17 protein-coding genes are annotated in these 17,821 nt (G+C 53.4%); 12 read left to right on the top strand and 5 right to left on the bottom strand.

The genetic code is table 11. From position 1 onward, the window contains the following. Window positions 1–22: 22 nt before the first annotated feature. On the top strand, window positions 23–154 hold the full coding sequence (locus tag ABUK12_RS06055) for a hypothetical protein (RefSeq protein ID WP_410015431.1): 132 nt from the start codon (window positions 23–25) through the stop codon (window positions 152–154). A 600-nt stretch (window positions 155–754) separates the two neighbouring features. On the opposite strand, the gene ABUK12_RS06050 is transcribed toward ABUK12_RS06055, so the two are convergent. From ABUK12_RS06050 to ABUK12_RS06035, 4 genes are all read right to left on the bottom strand, one after another. Beyond that, window positions 755–1,126 (bottom strand): helix-turn-helix domain-containing protein, encoded by a 372-nt coding sequence (locus ABUK12_RS06050; RefSeq protein ID WP_410015430.1) that lies wholly within the window; start codon window positions 1,124–1,126, stop codon window positions 755–757. Window positions 1,127–1,315: 189 nt separating this feature from the next. Further along, window positions 1,316–2,536 carry a glycosyl transferase gene (locus tag ABUK12_RS06045; RefSeq protein WP_410015429.1) on the bottom strand — a complete coding sequence of 407 codons (1,221 nt, stop codon included), beginning with the start codon at window positions 2,534–2,536 and terminating at the stop codon, window positions 1,316–1,318. Window positions 2,537–2,586: 50 nt separating this feature from the next. Then, entirely contained in the window at window positions 2,587–3,381 is a 795-nt protein-coding gene (locus ABUK12_RS06040) for a mannosyl-3-phosphoglycerate phosphatase-related protein (protein ID WP_410015428.1), read from the bottom strand. Window positions 3,382–3,903: 522 nt separating this feature from the next. Continuing rightward, window positions 3,904–4,137, bottom strand: a complete 234-nt coding sequence (locus ABUK12_RS06035; protein WP_410015427.1) for a DUF2525 domain-containing protein — start codon at window positions 4,135–4,137, stop codon at window positions 3,904–3,906. A gap of 182 nt (window positions 4,138–4,319) precedes the next feature. Between ABUK12_RS06035 and dsrB the strand changes: the two genes are divergently transcribed. Further along, window positions 4,320–4,517, top strand: a complete 198-nt coding sequence (dsrB, locus tag ABUK12_RS06030; protein ID WP_410015426.1) for a protein DsrB — start codon at window positions 4,320–4,322, stop codon at window positions 4,515–4,517. Window positions 4,518–4,602: 85 nt separating this feature from the next. On the opposite strand, the gene rcsA is transcribed toward dsrB, so the two are convergent. Continuing rightward, entirely contained in the window at window positions 4,603–5,238 is a 636-nt protein-coding gene (rcsA, locus tag ABUK12_RS06025) for a transcriptional regulator RcsA (protein ID WP_410015425.1), read from the bottom strand. A 455-nt stretch (window positions 5,239–5,693) separates the two neighbouring features. Between rcsA and ABUK12_RS06020 the strand changes: the two genes are divergently transcribed. The 10 genes from ABUK12_RS06020 (at window position 5,694) to ABUK12_RS05975 (ending at window position 17,785) form a co-directional block, all read left to right on the top strand. Further along, the gene (locus ABUK12_RS06020; protein ID WP_410015424.1) at window positions 5,694–5,951 is read left to right on the top strand and encodes a hypothetical protein; all 258 of its coding nucleotides are present in this window, start codon (window positions 5,694–5,696) and stop codon (window positions 5,949–5,951) included. 269 nt (window positions 5,952–6,220) lie between these two features. Continuing rightward, window positions 6,221–7,009: a trehalose-phosphatase gene (gene otsB, locus ABUK12_RS06015; protein ID WP_410015423.1), complete on the top strand. Its 789-nt coding sequence runs from the start codon at window positions 6,221–6,223 to the stop codon at window positions 7,007–7,009. Continuing rightward, window positions 7,006–8,388: an alpha,alpha-trehalose-phosphate synthase gene (gene otsA, locus ABUK12_RS06010; RefSeq protein WP_410015422.1), complete on the top strand. Its 1,383-nt coding sequence runs from the start codon at window positions 7,006–7,008 to the stop codon at window positions 8,386–8,388. Before otsB ends, otsA begins: the two co-directional genes overlap by 4 nt. 1,122 nt (window positions 8,389–9,510) lie before the next feature. Continuing rightward, the gene (gene flhD, locus ABUK12_RS06005; protein ID WP_410015421.1) at window positions 9,511–9,861 is read left to right on the top strand and encodes a flagellar transcriptional regulator FlhD; all 351 of its coding nucleotides are present in this window, start codon (window positions 9,511–9,513) and stop codon (window positions 9,859–9,861) included. Window positions 9,862–9,863: 2 nt separating this feature from the next. Further along, on the top strand, window positions 9,864–10,445 hold the full coding sequence (gene flhC / locus ABUK12_RS06000) for a flagellar transcriptional regulator FlhC (RefSeq protein ID WP_410015420.1): 582 nt from the start codon (window positions 9,864–9,866) through the stop codon (window positions 10,443–10,445). A 125-nt stretch (window positions 10,446–10,570) separates the two neighbouring features. After that, a complete protein-coding gene (gene motA, locus ABUK12_RS05995) occupies window positions 10,571–11,461 on the top strand; it encodes a flagellar motor stator protein MotA (protein ID WP_410015419.1) in 891 nt (296 codons plus the stop codon). Continuing rightward, window positions 11,458–12,627, top strand: coding sequence for a flagellar motor protein MotB (gene motB / locus ABUK12_RS05990; RefSeq protein WP_410015418.1), 1,170 nt, complete (start codon window positions 11,458–11,460; stop codon window positions 12,625–12,627). The genes motA and motB overlap by 4 nt, the downstream gene beginning before the upstream one ends. A 10-nt stretch (window positions 12,628–12,637) precedes the next feature. Next, window positions 12,638–14,695: a chemotaxis protein CheA gene (cheA, locus tag ABUK12_RS05985; protein ID WP_410016568.1), complete on the top strand. Its 2,058-nt coding sequence runs from the start codon at window positions 12,638–12,640 to the stop codon at window positions 14,693–14,695. Window positions 14,696–14,733: 38 nt separating this feature from the next. Beyond that, on the top strand, window positions 14,734–15,231 hold the full coding sequence (cheW, locus tag ABUK12_RS05980; protein ID WP_410015417.1) for a chemotaxis protein CheW: 498 nt from the start codon (window positions 14,734–14,736) through the stop codon (window positions 15,229–15,231). A gap of 883 nt (window positions 15,232–16,114) precedes the next feature. After that, complete coding sequence (locus ABUK12_RS05975; protein WP_410015416.1) at window positions 16,115–17,785, top strand: methyl-accepting chemotaxis protein; 1,671 nt, start codon at window positions 16,115–16,117, stop codon at window positions 17,783–17,785. The last annotated feature ends 36 nt before the right edge of the window (window positions 17,786–17,821 follow it).

Raw genomic sequence — 17,821 nt, 5'->3', positions numbered from 1 at the left:
TCACTAACGGGATATTTGAACCATGAACGATGATATTTTTGAATTTGATATTGATGCCGAATTGGCCAAGGCGCAGGAACATGCCGAACAAAAAGCCAAGGAAGTGCCGGAAGCCTTTTCGGCAGAGGACGATTGTGAAGGCTGTAAAATTTAAGCATTTTTGTCCACAGCGCCTGACATTATGCCAGGCGCCTTCCCCGGTATGCTGGAAAGATCGCCCGCGGCATAATAAATTGGATAACGACGGGCATTTTGCCTACGCCGGGCAGTGTCGTGGTGATGTGTGATTAGTGTTGCTGATATTTAAAGTCGCCTGTAGAGACAAATGATGATTTCAAAAAATAAAATCTTAGCAACTTCCAAGAAAAGAGGCAGAAAAAAGGAATGGTATATCAATGCGTTATGGGGCGTGGTAAAAAAGCCCGCCGAAAAAAGCGGGCAACATTACTTCTTAAGTTACACCAGGGAAATTAATCTTACTTATACATAGTACGCTAAACTTGGGGAATTACTATTTATTTCAGTCATGTTTTAGCGTGTAAGCGGAAATTAAAATTGAATAACGATATGCTTATTTGAATATCACATAATGAAGTGAATATTTAAAAGAGCAAAGACGTTGATTTAATTAGCATCATGCAGTCTCGCTAATGCCGTGATCCGCGTGTGGCGTGAATTAAATTAATTCATTTGTAATAACACTTTTATCCAGAAATAGACAGGCCCTCGTCCGGGCGATCCTTGACCTTCCTGCTTAATAACGCAGCGGCGGCGTTAATGGCAATATTAGCGAGCAATCGTTACGGCACGCCTGCGGCGTGATGCCAAAATATTTTTTGAACAACGTCGTGAACTGTGATTGGGAGTTAAAGCCATAATCGAGGGCGATGTCCATGATTCTGTTGTCGCTATTGCGCAGGCGATAGACGGCTTCCGTCAATTTGCGCTCGCGGATATAACGACCGACGGCAATGCCGGTGGTCGCGCGGAACACGCCCTGCATATGCCATACCGAATACCCTGACCGGGCGGCGAGCTCAGGCAAGGCGATATCCCGGTCCAGATGATCCTCGATCCACTGCGCAAGGGCGGCGACCAGAGGTTCATTCGGTTTCAGTTCGCGCATAATCATTCTTTTCCGCCCGGACGATGACCGGTTTAGCACAAAGACAATAACGGGTTTATGGCACAGCCAGCCACATGATGAGCAGGGTATCACCGCGCATGACTCATCACCCTGCGGCATAACGAAAGCCGGTGGCGGGCAAACCGGGGGCCGCATGCCAGCGGCCCCGCTGTTTGCCGCCAGCCGCGACTATACGTCGCCGTTATTATCTTCCTCCACCGCATCATAGATGCGCTGCATAATATCGGGGAAAGCGGATTGCACCCGGCTCCAGCTCGGGATAAAGGGTTTATCGTTCGGGCGTTCGATAAAGGCTTGTCCGGCGTCAAGGATGCATTGCATAAACAATTCCACCGCCGCCTCCTCGCTGTGCTGGTCGAATTTCAGTCCGTTCATGATGGCGTCATGATGATAAAACTCCAGGATGTCCAGCGCATTGCGGTAATAGGTAGCCTTGAGCACCCGGAAGGAGTCGCTGGTTAAATTGACGCCCATCGTGGCCAGCTTACGGTACAGGGACTGGATAATATCGTTGCTCATGCGCTTAAGGCCGCCGGAGCCATCCTCTTCCGCCAGGGGCTGGTGCTTGTGGTCATAATTATCGGCGATTTCCACCTGGCAAATATGATTTGGCGAGTAGTTGCGGTAAATCTCGGACAATAACCCAATCTCCAGCCCCCAATCCCCCGGGATTTTCATATCATGCATGACGCGGGTGCGCATGGCGAATTCGCCGGACAGGGGATAGCGGAAGCTGTTGAGATAATCCAGGTACGGGGATTGGCCGTAGACGTTTTCCAGCGAACGCAGCAGCGGCCCCACCAGTAAGCGCACGACGCGTCCGTTCATCTTGCCGTTGGCCACCCGGGCATAGAAGCCTTTACAGAATTCATAACTGAATTTGGGATGGACCACGGGATACAGCAGCCGGGCCAGCATGCCGCGATCGTAGGTGACGATATCGCAATCGTGCAGCGCCACCGCCAGCGTACGATCCGACGCCAGCGTATAGCCGGTGCAGAACCAGACGTTGCGTCCTTTTCCCGGTTCGGTGGGAGAAAGTCCTTCTTTTTCCAGCTCGGCGTCAATAGCCTTTAACCGCGGTCCGTCATTCCAAAGAATGCGGTGATGCTGAGGCAGCCGGGAAAAAAAATCCCGGGCAAAAAGGAATTGATCGCGGTCGGCGCGATCCAACCCGATAACGATTTCCTCCAGATAGGGCACTTTGGCCAATTCATCAACGATATGGGCCAGCGCCGGTCCTTCAAGCTCAGAAAACAGCGACGGCAGGATCAGACCCATTTTGCGCTTTTTGGCAAACCCCAGCAGCTCTGTTTCTAACTCCTCGACCTTGCGATCGGAGAGGTTGTGAAAATTGGCGATAATTCCATTTTGATGAAAATCACTCATGCGTTTTCTCCCCAAGCTTTTTTTTTCTTAAAATTGTTATCCGACTCTGATTAAGCCGAGGTAATAAAATAATCCATCCCTTCGCACCAGCCTTCCGGTCCATAGGCGTTGGTGCGATAAACATACCGCTGCTGCGGGCTGACGGTAACCGGCGTTTTCGTGTAACCCCGAATGATGACCGCATAGTCCACCGCGTCCAGCAGCGAAATATCGTTTGGCCCGTCGCCCAGGCCTATGGATTGCCACGGGCGGCCGTCCTGCTGACGATAGTGCTGCAAAAGCCGGCGCACCGCGGCGCCTTTGCTGCTGCCTTGCGACATCACGTGATAAAACCGTCCTCCTTGGGTCACCGCCAGGCCCTCCTTGGCCAGGAGGTCGGTAAAGTCGCGCAGCCGCTCGTCGCTTTCACGCCAGATAAAGGCCTCCGAGGCCTGCCGACGCTGCGCCAGCAGCGCGTCCTGGGCGGATAACCCGGTCCATTCGCCGACCAGCTTCTCATCAACGTCGCCGAAGCCGAAGAATTTGAAACCGTATTCCTGCCGCAGCCGTTCCATCGCCGCGCGTACCGCGGCATAGTCCTGTCCCATGATCCTGCCGGACAGTTCGCCGTCAAGCTGTAACAACGCGCCGTTTTCGGCAATAAATGGCGTTCCCGACAGCCCCATGCTCTCTTGCAGCGGCACAATCTCGGCGGTGGTCTTGCTTGAGCAAAACACCACGGGGATATGATGGGCCTTAAGCCTATCAAGCCAGGGCGCGGCAGGTTGCCAACTGTAGGTATGATGGTCGAGCAACGACCCGTCCAAATCGGTTATGACCACTAACGGGTCGGTGAGACTTGGCATGTTTTTCCCGCCTTTTTGACAGTTGTGACAATGGGCTGACGTCATCTTATAAAACTGAGTATATACGAAGGATTGCCGCGGAAGCGGCAAATGTTCGCCGGATTCGGGTCAAGCTAACCGTGCCGATGTGCTGTAAAGCAGCATTTTTCCTAAAGTATCATTAAGAATAATCCTAAAAAATAGCGCGTAATACCGGCTGGGCCAGCGTGGAAAAATTGGGCGAAAAATCTAATTATTTTTAATAATCATATGAAAATAAACAATTATTATCGGGGAGGCCAGGTGTTTTTCATCGTGACGACCCTTTTTGGCGCGGTTGTGGTGCGTAATGCGATAGAGTAGCAACCATTATGTTACTTGCCAAATTAAGTGATGCCGCTACTATGGGCGGGTAATTTGATTTCCTAGTGTAACGAACTTTAAAATTCCTTATGCACCCCGCAAAGGAATATGCTTTTTTTCGCCCGGCCTGATCGGCCGGGGTCTTTTTCTGTGTTTATCGCTGCCGCCAGGCCGCCATGGTCACCGATTGACTTCCGCCACGGTATAATCGCGTATATCCAGGTCATAGGCTTCCGCCAGGGCGCCGTAGGTGTTAAATTCGCGCCCGTCGGCCGTGACCATATGGGCGTGTTCATTGCTCTGGTGTTCATGTATTTCCCCTTGCGCCGCCTCCCTGACCGCCTGTAGCAACGCATCCACGTCTATACTTATTTCTCGCTGCAGCTGTTCATTGAATTCTTTGGCAAAGGCCATGATGTTTCCCCTCTGTGAAGACCAGCAAAAACGTGCCTGTTAAGTATAGCTTTTGCCGCGGGTTTGGATCGCCTTGCGTACGTTGGCCGGGGTGGAATAAATGTCCCGGCCGATCGGGTACGGGCTGACTGGACGGGGTGTTTTATACTAAACTAGCTATCGGGCATATTTAGAGGTAAGTCATGAAATTACACGATCGGGTGACGGTGAAAACCGATGGCGGGCCACGGCGTAAAGGCAAAATCCAGGCCATAGAAGAATTCAGCGAAGGTGTGATGTATCTGGTGGCGTTGGATGATTATCCTACCGCCATTTGGTTTTTTAACGAGACCAGCCATCCTGACGGCATTTTTGTTGAACCCTTGCTGGAGGAGCGCTAGTACGACGTAAAAAAACGGTATCAGGCGGCGCCCTGATACCGAAAAGCCCCCGCGCGCCCAGGCATTAAAGCGACGGGGCCTATGGTCAGCGTACGTTAACGTAAATGCCGTTGGTTACGGTGTCCGTCAGCCGCACGACGTGATAAATCACCTGCTTGTTATGAGTCTTGATTTTCCGCTTGATATTGCCTTTATGCGAAGAGACCGTCTTGGCCTTGATCTGCATGCGGTCCGATATCTGGATGGTGTCGTGACCGGACATCCACATGCGCAGCATATTGGATTCGGTCTGGCTTAACCGCACCGGGTTCAAATCCACCGGCGACTTGTGGGCGCCGTCATCCAGGCATTTATGTTTATTGCAGCCCGTAAGCAGCGAATTGAGCGTCTCGGGCTTAATCGATTTCGAGGTGATAATCAGGTTTTTACGCACAAACAGATAATCTTCAAAATGGATGTTGGTCATTGCCATAAAAATGAAAAACAGCGTATCGGGATGCTGGGTAATGATCTTTTTGATTCTATCCGTCGCATCCGGTTCATGGATAAAACACTCTTCATTCACAAAAACCACATCAGGCTTCACGCGCGTGCATTTTGTCTGCAACTGGCCGATATCAGCTACGATATTGATATTGCGCTTTTTTACACCGGTATCCGTCAAAAATCCGGTAAGACCAAGGCGGGTATAGCTGCATGAATCCATGATGATCGTTGGCATAGCGCACCCTCATTTAATTTGATTATCTGTTTTTAGCAACGATAAAATGCTTCTTATTGGCCTGTAGATTTCATAAAGCTTCACAGTTACCTAATGTTTTAACAACAATTCACAATTAAGTTCAACGATATTTTTTTGAGACCGCTCTCCCAAAAGTGAATCGATAAATTTGACTTAAGTCTAACGATGCACCGTTCAAGGCAGGTAACGCTTTTGCTGGCCGCCACGCGAAGGAACTGCGCACGTTTTGCCAAGCGGCAGGCGCTTCCGTTTAAAGGCAAGCGGTTTGTTCGGAAAATGATATTACAAATTAGTCAAAATAAACATAAGAAAAATTCATGGACTTTTTTGTATGATTTTTTATGTTCATGGCGGTTGACAATATGACGCTGATCTATGGCTATTTCAGATTTTTTCTATTAATAATTAATTACTTAAGTGATATGTGCGTATAAATGAAACTGATTATCGTTTATATTTGTCTGATTTTTGAGCAAAATGCCTTTTTTTTAGCCTTATACGTCAAGGCGTATTTAACTTTATATACAATTTTTGACTTTTCCGGGCCGCTTTTACCGCATTTAGGCCAGCAGAGACGCTATCATGAAATGGAACCTATCTATAACGTTGAAGTATTGCCTGCCATTGCTTGGCCGGGCGGGGCGTTTGCCGCCATTTATGACAGATCAAAAATTATTGTCTATACTAACTAAAGTGTTCACTGCCGCCCGAAGGACAGGTGGGACAGAAAGCATGCCTTACCGGCCATGCAAAAGCGTTTTCTTTGCGCCTTATGTTCCGCGATAACGCCAGCGCAGTTTCAAGGAGAACGACGATTTTAAAATTCACCTCAATGCTTCTCACTCCTTTGTTACCGCTTACCACTTGTCATCCGGGCTGTGCTAATGCGCTGTAGCGCAACCACTTATCCAGCGATGCGCCCGGAATGCTGCTCGCTCGCGGTAACAGGAGGATAACAGGTATGACAGACAGTGATTCGCTACCCCCGATACCCTTGGACACCTTCGCCTGTTTTTTTGATGTGGACGGCACCCTGGCTCCCATTGAAAAACGGCCCGAATTAGTGTCCATCCCCGATAATATCAAACAGACTTTATATGCCATCTCCAGCGTCGGCGGGGGCGCCGTGGCGCTGGTATCGGGCCGCTCCTTAACGGAACTCGACGCCCTCAGCGCGCCACTGCATGGCCCTGCGGCCGGCGTGCACGGCGCTGAACGCCGGGACGCGCGCGGAGAAATCCACCGCACCGACTTATCGCCGGAGCTGGCGATGAAGCTTGAACGGGAACTGACGCAGGCCATCGCCGCATTTCCCGGCTGCCATGTTGAAGCAAAAGGCATGGCCTATGCCTTGCATTATCGCCAGGCGCCGCAATATCAAGACGCGATCATGGCGGTGGCTGAAACCTTTGCCCGCCGTTATGCGGAACTGGCCCTGCAGCCGGGCAAATGCGTCGTGGAGCTCAAGCCGAAGGGCGTCGACAAAGGTGCCGCCATCCAGGCCTTTATGCAGGAAAGCCCTTTTGCCGGAAGAACGCCGCTGTTTATCGGCGACGACTTGACGGACGAAGCCGGATTTATCCAGGTCAACGCCCTGAACGGCATCTCAATAAAGGTCGGACCGGGCGCTACCGCGGCGCGTTATCATTTGGACGATGTGGGGCACGTTCATCTTTGGCTATTGTCATTGCTTAAACAACAAGATAATTATTCTATTAAAACCAAAAGCTCGGTTGGGGAGGATTTATGAGTCGCTTAATAGTAGTATCGAACCGTATTGCGGCTATGGAAGGTAAAAAAGAAAGCGCGGGCGGCCTGGCCGTCGGCATTATGGATTCGCTGAAGGACGCTGGCGGCTTATGGTTCGGCTGGAACGGCAAAATCAGCGAAGAAGAGCTTCCTTTGGAGAAACACCAGCAGGACAACATTACGTTTGCTGCGTTCACATTGAACCAAAGCGAATATGATCAATATTATCTCAATTTTTCCAATACCGTTATCTGGCCGGCGTTTCATTACCGCCTGGACCTGGTGCAATACCAGCGTGAGGATTATGACGGTTATTGCCATGTTAACGAGAAGCTGGCGGGACGTTTGCAGCCTCTCGTGGAAGACGACGATATCCTGTGGATCCATGATTATCATCTGTTACCCTTCGCCGCCGCCTGCCGCAAGCTGGGCATGACCAATCGCATTGGTTTTTTCCTGCATATCCCGTTCCCGACCTCGGAAATATTCAATGCCTTGCCGCCGCGAAAAGAATTGTTGGAAATGCTGTGCGAATATGATCTCATCGGTTTCCAGGCGGAAACCGACCGTTTGGCCTTTATTGAAAACCTGTCGCTGGTGACCGACGTGGAGCAACTGGATGAAGACCGCTTTGCCGCCTATGGCAAATCGGTCACGGTGCGCGTGTATCCCATAGGCGTGGAACCGGACAGTATCCGTGAACTGGCGGAAGGGGCGCTGCCGCCTAAGCTTGCGCATCTGCGGGATAAAATGAACGGCAAGCTGATTATCAGCGTGGATCGCCTGGATTATTCCAAAGGTTTGCCGGAGCGATTCCAGGCCTTCGAGACCCTGCTTGAGAACTATCCACAGCACCGCGGCAATATACGTTTTTTCCAGATAGCGCCCACTTCGCGCGGCGACGTCCAGGCCTACCAGGATATTCGTCACGAACTGGAGACGGAAGCCGGCAGGATTAACGGCCATTTCTCAACGCTGGAATGGACCCCGTTATTCTATCTTAACCAGCATTATGAACGCAGCCTGCTGATGAAGATTTTCCGCCATTGCGAAGTCGGCCTGGTCACCCCGCTGCGCGACGGGATGAACCTGGTGGCGAAAGAGTATGTCGCCTCACAGGATCCCGCCAATCCGGGCGTACTGATTCTTTCCCGTTTTGCCGGGGCCGCCAACGAGCTTACCTCGGCGTTGCTGGTGAATCCTTATGACCGCGACGGTGTCGCCGCCGCCCTGGATAAAGCGCTCTGTATGCCGCTGGAAGAGCGCATTTCTCGCCATGCGGAAATGATGAAGGTGATTAATAAAAATGACATCGTACACTGGCGTCAATCGTTCCTGAATGACTTAAAAGCCGTTCCGGCCACCACGGCGGCGCATTAAAGCCTATCGTCCCGTACCCGCCGCCGCGCCCTTACGCTGGCCGGGGGCGGAGGGAACGGCATAGGTCCCGGCCAGCGGGACGCTTGCCCCGGGGTCCGTGACATAGCCCTGCTCAACGTATAGCCGCCGTAAACCCGGACCGGAATTACGGCGGCATTTTTGTAGCTGTATGATAACGTTATGCGTTATCACCCTTATTTTCCCTAACGGACGTGGACATAAATACCCGTCGCGGCGTTGCAAATCCCCTGGTATAAAAAACGATCTAAAATAAAGAGTTACTGCATATTTTGCGAATATTTTGATCAGTTTTATCTCAAGTTTTGAATAAGTATGCCGATGATAATCATACATGGCTATTTTGGGTTGTGGGCACGCCCTCATCCTTTTAACAGCCACATAAATGTTTACGTATCATTTCCCTCCCCAATCTCATTCCTTCCATTGTTAACATTCCACTGTAAAATCGTTCATTTTTAATACAAAAGAATCTGACCCTGACGGGCAAAAGCCGTTGGTATGTTTCAATAATGTTATTGATGTATCCATGACGTTTATCCTGAAAAAACAGCATTAATACTGATGAATTTAATTTTAAAAGATATTTTAGGGTGCGAATTTGTTTTTTCGAATGATATTCTGTCAAAATCAATATGATCAGATGAATCCGCTGATTGTGCGGGGATTTTTGCTAAAAATTTGTTGCAATCTTTTTTTGTGTTCATTTTTTGATCAGCAATCACATCAGACCAGTAGCAATTCTGATCAAGTAAGCTAAATTTCTGTGATCTAGATCACACTTTATCTAAAATTTGCCCAGGGGTAGATTGTATGAACGACAGAATCGGCGTTAGAGTTGCGGCGCAATTAGGAATAATCTCACTAAATTGTAAAAATGTTTCACGGAAGAAACCTTAATGAATCATGTTAATTTTGGGCATATTTTACACCAAGAATATTTAACGGTACGGCTTTTATAATTAGCCGCTTCGATTACCGGACAATTTAAGTATGTACGGTATCGTTGATTTCATTAGCCACCCAGGGGAAAAATCCCCGGATACCGGGCGATATTTTATCACCCAAGTTATGTTTTTAAACATAGTCTAGAGGGATGGGAAAATGAATACGAGTGAAATACGTAAACATGTTTACGATATAAATTTATCATATTTATTATTGGCGCAGCGTTTGATCAACCAGGAAAAAGCGTCGGCAATGTTTCGGCTGGGGATTAACGATACCATGGCCGATGTTTTACTGAAACTGACCTTGCCGCAAATGGTTAAACTGGCCGAAACGAATCAGCTATTGTGCCTGTTTCGTTTTGACGATCACCAAACCATTACGCAATTAACGCAGGATTCCCGCGTGGACGAATTACAGCAAATCCACACCGGCATATTGCTATCCAGTCAACTACAGGAACGGCTGGCGGCAAAAGACAACCATCTGCCGAAGAAAAGGGCATAGCGATGGCCGGCAAAAGTATTGTCCAGGAAGCGAAGGATATTCAGCTGGCTATGGAGCTGATTACGTTGGGCGCCCGGTTGCAAATGTTGGAAAGCGAAACGCAGCTTAGTCGCGGTCGACTGATCAAATTGTACAAGGAGCTGCGCGGCAGTCCTCCGCCCAAGGGTATGCTGCCGTTCTCAACCGATTGGTTCATGACCTGGGAACAGAACATTCATTCGTCGATGTTTTACAATATTTTCCAGGTGTTGCTGCAAAACGGGCAATGCACCGGTGTTGAAGCGGTGATCAGGGCCTACCGGTTATACCTTGAGCAGTGTCCCCAGCAGGACGGTGAACAGCCGATACTGGCGCTGACCCGCGCCTGGACCCTGGTGCGGTTTGTCGAAAGCGGCATGCTGCAGCTAACCCCGTGCAGCCACTGCCATGGCCACTTTATCACTTATGCTCATCAGCCCATTTACGGGTTTGTCTGCAGTTTGTGCCAGCCGCCGTCCCGGGCGGTAAAAAGACGTAAACTTTTGCCGGTAGCGGCCGATATCAATACCAAGCTGCTGGATGAGCAGGCGCAGCATGCGGTGTGATGGGCAATCCTAACGGATGACGACATCCACGACGATATCCTGGCATAAGCTTGCCAAGACTGTCGTCGTTCGGTTTCCCGGATGTGCTGCGTGCAGGCCGACATCTTTTTACCGGGAGAACGGATGTGTTAGTGATAGTGGGATACCTTGTGGTAATGGGCGCCGTATTTGGCGGTTATGCCTTAGTCGGCGGCCATCTGGGCGCGCTGTATCAACCTGCCGAGTTTCTTATGATTGGCGGCGCTGGCCTTGGCGCCTTTATTGTCGGCAATAACGGCAAAGCGATCAGATTGACAATAAAGGCCTTCCCGCAGTTATTTCGTGGCTCTAAATATAACAAATCCCTCTATATGGACCTCATGGCATTATTATTCCGTTTAATGGCCAAGGCGCGCCAGCACGGAATGCTGGTACTGGAATTTGATATCGATTCCCCCAATGAGAGCGACATCTTTAAACTCTATCCGCGTATTCTTGCCGACAAACATCTGATGGACTTTATTACGGATTATTTACGCCTGATGATCGGCGGCAATATGAACGCGTTTGAAATTGAAACGCTGATGGATGAGGAAATCGAAACTTATGAGCATGAATGCGATATACCGGCCAGCAGTCTGGGGCAGGTAGGCGATTCGCTGCCGGCCTTCGGTATTGTCGCCGCGGTTATGGGGGTGGTGCACGCCCTTTCCGCAGCGGACCGCTCGGCCGTTGAGCTGGGTGCGATGATAGCTGAGGCCATGGTAGGTACCTTTTTAGGCATACTGCTGGCTTATGGTTTTGTCTCGCCGTTGGCGTCGCTGCTGCGGCAAAAGAAAGATGAAAGCACCAAAATGATGCAATGCATCAAAATTACTCTGCTCTCCAGTATCCATGGCTATGCGCCGCAAATCGCCGTGGAGTTTGGGCGAAAAACGCTGTTCTCCGCCGAGCGCCCGTCGTTCAGCGAACTGGAGGCGCATGTCAGGTTGGCCAGGGAACCGATTAAACAGCAGCCGGTGGAAGAGGATGCATGAAAAACCAGCCGATCATCGTGGTACGCAAACGGCGTGGGTCCAAACGCCATGCCGAGCACGGCGGCTCCTGGAAAATCGCCTATGCCGACTTCATGACCGCCATGATGGCGTTCTTCCTGGTGATGTGGCTGCTGGCCATCGCCACGCCAAAGGAGCGGGTTTCCATCGCCGAGTATTTCCGCACCCCGCTGAGCGTGGCGCTGACCGGCGGCAATCGCAGCAGTTCGGATACCAGTCCCATCCCCGGCGGCGGCGCGGATCCGACGCGTCAGCAGGGCGATGTGCATAAGAACATTAACGATCTGTTGGACAAGCTGGAAAAGAAACGGCTGAACAAGCTGCGCGAGCGCCTGGACCAGCTTATTGAATCCGATCCGCGCCTGCGGGTGCTGCGTCCCCAGTTGCTTATCAATCTGGTGGACGAGGGGCTGCGTATCCAGATCCTCGATAGCCAGAACCGGCCGATGTTTGAAACCGGCAGCGCGCGGGTGGAACCCTATATGCGGGATGTGCTGCGCGGCATCGCGCCGATCCTCAATGATATTCCCAATAAAATCAGCATATCGGGGCATACCGACGCCGCCCCCTACGCCAATGGCGAACGCGGCTACAGTAACTGGGAATTATCGGCTGAACGCGCCAACGCGTCCAGGCGGGAACTTATCACCGGCGGGCTGTCGGAAGGCAAAATCCTGCGGGTGGTGGGCATGGCCGCCACCATGAGCCTTGCGCCGCAGCAGCCCGACGCGGCGATTAACCGCCGCATCAGCCTGCTGGTGCTGAATAAGCAAACGGAACTGAGCATTGCACATGAAAACGTGCAAAGCCAGGGGATGGAAATCAATAACTCGAAAGGATTAACGCAGCAGCCGTCATTTAAGGACGCTACCGATACGCCGCCGGTTCCGGACCCGGCGGCGCCGGGAACACCGGAATCGACGCCAGTGAAACCCGCGGCGCCGCCAGCGGCAGGGGAGTCGGCGGTAACCCCGCCAGGAACCGCGGAACCTGTGCCGTCCACCGCCCGGCAGACCAATGCCGGCGTCAACGCGGCGCCGGCGAGTTCATCATCCGGGGGACCGGCCGCAGCCCCGGCTACTTTGCCATCCGGGGCCTCCGTTCCGGCTGCCTCGCCGTTTAACGAACGTGATTCACAGCAGAGGTGATTTCGTGAGCATGGAATTAAGCGCTTTTTACCAAACTTTTTTTGATGAAGCCGCCGAACTGCTGGCGGATATGGAACAGCACCTGCTGGTACTGGATCCGCAAAATCCGGATAGCGAACAGCTGAATGCGATTTTTCGCGCCGCCCATTCGATTAAAGGCGGGGCGGGAACCTTCGGTTTTACGGTATTGCAGGAAACCACGCATTTGCTGGAGAACCTTCTGGACGAGGCGCGGCGGGGGGAGATGTCCCTCAGCACGGAGATTGTTAACCTGTTTTTGGAAACCAAAGATATCATGCAGGATCAATTAGATGCCTACAAAACGGCTCAGGAGCCTGATGCGGCAAGCTTTGCTTATATCTGCGAAGCGCTGCGCCAGCTGGCTTTGGAAGCTAAAGGCGCCGTGGCGCCGGCCGACGGCGCCGTCGCACAGGCGGCGGACAATGTCCAGCAGAACGCGGCGCCGCGTCCCGGTCAAACGGACGCGGCGGATGCTGCGCTGCGCATACGGCTTAGCGGCCTTAAAGCCAGTGAAATTCCGCTGATGCTTGAGGAACTGGGCAATCTCGGCACGGTGCTGGCTCACGAGGAAACGCCCGACGGACTGAGCGCCAGCCTGCAAACCACGGTGAGCGAGGATGACATCTGCGCAGTGCTGTGTTTTGTGCTGGATGCCGATCAGATTCATTTTGACGCCGAGCCCGACGCCGCGACCGTAGCCGAAGCCCCCGAAGCCCCCGATGCCAACCCGTTGCCGGCCGCCGCCGGCCAGGCCCAGGTCGGCGAAATCGCGCACGCCGGCCACGCCGATAATGTCACGCCCATCAACGCCGCGGGCGCGCCGGCCAGACAGGCCGATACCGGCGCGGCACGAGTCAAACCCGCTGATACCAGTATCCGGGTGGCGGTAGAGAAAGTGGACCAGTTGATCAATCTGGTCGGCGAACTGGTGATTACGCAGTCCATGATTGCCCAGCGCGCCGGCGCGCTGGATCCGGTGGAACATAGCGATTTAATGATCAGCATGGGGCAATTGGAACGCAATGCCCGCGATCTGCAGGAATCGGTGATGTCGATCCGCATGATGCCGATGGAGTATGTCTTTAACCGTTTCCCGCGCCTGGTGCGGGATCTCGCCGCCAAGCTGGATAAGCAGGTGGAGCTGACGCTTGAGGGTAGTTCAACCGAGCTGGATAAGAGCCTGATCGAACGTATTATCGATCCGTTGACCCATTTGGTGCGCAATAGTCTCGATCACGGGATTGAGTCGCCGGATATCCGTACGGCGCTCGGCAAGCCGGCCGTCGGCAACCTGCAGCTGCGCGCCGAGCATCAGGGGGGCAACATTTGTATCGAGGTGATCGACGATGGCGCCGGCCTTAACCGCGAAAGAATTCTGGCCAAAGCGTTGTCCCAGGGACTGCCGGTGAGCGACAGCATGACCGACGAAGAAGTGGGCATGTTGATTTTCGCGCCGGGATTTTCCACCGCCGAACAGGTGACCGATGTTTCCGGACGCGGGGTGGGCATGGATGTGGTGAAACGCAACATTCAGGCGATGGGCGGCCATGTGGATATTTTGTCCCAGGCCGGCAAAGGCACCACCATCCGCATCCTGCTGCCCCTGACGCTGGCGATCCTGGACGGTATGTCGGTACGGGTAAACCAGGATGTGTTTATCCTGCCGCTGAATACCGTGATGGAGTCGTTGCAGCCGCAGGCGGACGATTTGCACCCGCTTGCCGGCGGCGAGCAGGTCTTGCAGGTGCGCGGCGAATACCTGCCGCTGGTGGAAATGCACCATTTGTTTGATATCAACGGCGCCAAGACCGATCCGACCCAGGGCATCGTGGTGATCCTGCAAAGCGCGGGGCGACGTTATGCCCTGCTGGTGGATCAGCTTATCGGCCAGCATCAGGTGGTGGTGAAAAACCTGGAAAGCAATTATCGCAAGGTACCGGGAATTTCCGCCGCCACCATTCTTGGCGATGGCAGCGTGGCGCTGATTATCGATGTGTCCGCACTACAGGCCCTGAACCGTAGTAAACGGTTGGCCGGTGCTGCTTAATTTATCTTATTTAGCCGACTGATTAAAAGGTGAAAACCATGGCAGGACTTGCAAGCGTCACCGCGCTGAACGGAGAAACCGTGGGTCAGGAGTTTCTGATCTTTACGCTGGGCGATGAAGAATATGGTATTGATATCCTGAAGGTACAGGAGATCCGTGGTTATGATCAGGTGACGCGGATCGCTAATACGCCGGCCTTTATCAAAGGCGTTACCAATCTGCGCGGCGTGATTGTGCCGATATTGGATCTGCGCATTAAGTTCGCGCAGTCGGATGTTATGTACAATGACAATACGGTCGTGATTGTGCTGAACCTGTACCAGCGGGTGGTGGGCATTGTTGTCGACGGCGTTTCCGACGTGCTGTCGTTGACCGCCGAGCAGATCCGCCCGGCGCCGGAATTTGCCGTGACCCTGGCGACCGAGTATCTGACGGGCCTGGGGTCGCTTGGCGAACGGATGCTTATCCTGGTGGATATCGAGCGGTTGTTGAATAGCGAGGAAATGGCGCTGGTGGATAGCGTCGCCATGGCGTAAATAAGCCCCATTGGCACGCTCTCCCTTGAACACGTCTGCTTTAAGCGCGGTGTTGGCGGGCATACCGTGCCATGGGGCGCTCGGTCGGGCGGGAAAATCACGCCCGATTCGACCCCATTGGCACGCTCTCCCTTTAACACGATTGCTTTAGGCCCGGTGCTGGCGGGCATACCGTGCCATGGGGCCTTGGTTGGGCAGAAACACCATGCCCAATTCGACCCCATCGGCACGCTCTCCCTTTAACACGTTTGTTTTAGGCTTGGTGCTGGCGGGCATACCGTGCCATGGGGCGCTCGGTCGGGCGGGAAAATCACGCCCGATTCGACCCCATAGGCACGCTCTCCCTTGAACACGTCTGCTTTAAGCGCGGTGGTGGCGGGCATACCGTGCCATGGGGCGCTCGGTTGGGCGGGAAAATCACGCCCGATTCGACCCCATTGGCACGCTCTCCCTTGAACACGTCTGCTTTAAGCGCGGTGTTGGCGGGCATACCGTGCCATGGGGCGCTCGGTCGGGCGGGAAAATCACGCCCGATTCGACCCCATTGGCACGCTCTCCCTTTAACACGATTGCTTTAGGTTTGGTGCTGGCGGGCATACCGTGCCATGGGGCCTCGGTTGGGCAGGAACACCATGCCCAATTCGACCCCATCGGCACGCTCTCCCTTTAACACGTTTGTTTTAGGCCCGGTGCTGGCGGGCATACCGTGCCATGGGGCGCTCGGTTGGGCAGGCCAATTCGACCCCATTGGCACGCTATTCCTTGAACAGGCTCGGTTTGGTACTGGGTGCTCGCGGGCCTGGCGCTAATTTATGACGATAGCGGTAAAGTTTGGCGGTTGCCTGCCGATACAATTAGCACCAGTTGTAGTGGGAAAACAGGCATGTTTAACCGAATAAGAGTAGTGACCGGCTTAGTTCTTGTGTTGATAATTTTTTGTTTATTACAACTCTCCTCCGGAGGCGTGTTTTATCATTCGCTGAAACAAGATCAGCACTATTTTGGCGTGTATCAGAATCTGCGTAAGCAGCAAACCGCGCTGAGCGCCAGTTGGGTTGCCCTGGTCCAGACCCGTAATACCCTTAACCGGGCGGCGGTGCGTTACCTGATGGACGAGAATAAAATGGGCAGCGGCGCAACGGTGACCGAATTATTATCCGAAGCGGTGGGGACCCTGCGGCGTTCGGAGCAGACCTTCGGTAATTTCATGGCGATGCCGCGCGAGGAAGGGCAGGACGAGGCCAATATTCAGGCCATGAAACAGCGCTATGATGCCCTGCACTCCGCGTTGGCTGAGCTCAATACCCAATTGAGCAACGGCAATATCGTTGATTTTTACGCGCAGCCTACCCAGGCGGTGCAAAATAATTTCGAGGATACCTATAGCCGTTACCTGGCCGGGAATATCCGCCTCTATAACGACGCGGTGGACATGAACCAGCAGTCCTATAACCAGTCCCTCGGCGTGCTGGGCGGTGTTCTGGTCATTTTTATTCTGATTTCCCTGTTGGTGTGGGTCGGCATCCGCCGCATCCTGCTGCATCCGCTGCGCTATCTGATAAGCCATATCCGCGGTATCGCCGCGGGCGATCTTACCCAGGCGCTGACATTAAACAGCCGTAATGAAATGGGCATGCTGGCGGAGAGCCTGCGGGATATGCAGCATGCGCTGACCGCCACCGTGCATACCGTGCGCCAAAGCGCCGACGCCATTTACAGCGGCGCCGGCGAAATCGCCGCCGGCAATAACGATTTGTCCGCGCGCACCGAGCAGCAGGCGTCGGCGCTGGAGGAAACGGCCGCCAGCATGGAGCAGTTGACCGCCACGGTGAAACAGAACGCCGAGAATGCCCGTCAGGCGCGGCAACTGGCTCTGAGCGCGTCGGAAACCGCGCAAAAGGGCGGCAAGGTGGTGGATAACGTGGTCACTACCATGCATGAAATTGCCGGAAGTTCGCAGAAGATAGCCGATATTACTGGTGTTATCGACGGCATTGCTTTCCAGACCAATATCCTGGCCCTGAACGCGGCGGTAGAGGCGGCGCGCGCCGGGGAGCAGGGGCGCGGATTCGCAGTGGTGGCGGGCGAGGTGCGCAGTCTGGCGCAGCGTAGCGCCCAGGCGGCGAAGGAAATCAAGGGACTGATTGACGATTCGGTTAATCGTGTCGACGTGGGTTCGGCGCTGGTGGAAAGCGCCGGCGAAACCATGTCGGAGATTGTCGACGCGGTGACACGCGTGACCGATATCATGGGCGAAATTTCTTCCGCGTCCGATGAGCAAAGCCACGGTATCGACCAGGTGGGCGAGGCGGTGGCGGAAATGGATCGCACCACGCAGCAGAATGCCGCCCTGGTGCAGCAGTCGGCCCAGGCCGCTGCCCAACTGGAAGCGCAGGCCGGCCTGTTGACCCAGGCCGTGTCGGTATTCCGGCTGGAGACGGCGGCGGTGCCCGCGACGGAAAAGGCGGTGGTCCCTCTGCCGCAAACGCCGTCGTCCGCGACGGCAAAAAAAACCACGGAAAGCACGTCGCAGGAAAATTGGGAAACCTTCTAACTACGCATTATATAAGCCACACACCGGCATGAGGTT

The sequence above is a fragment of the Sodalis sp. C49 genome (genome assembly GCF_046352915.1).
Lineage (GTDB): Bacteria > Pseudomonadota > Gammaproteobacteria > Enterobacterales > Enterobacteriaceae > Acerihabitans.
The sequence above is the reverse complement of the archived record's forward strand: the minus strand, read 5'-3'. Positions and strand labels throughout refer to the sequence as shown.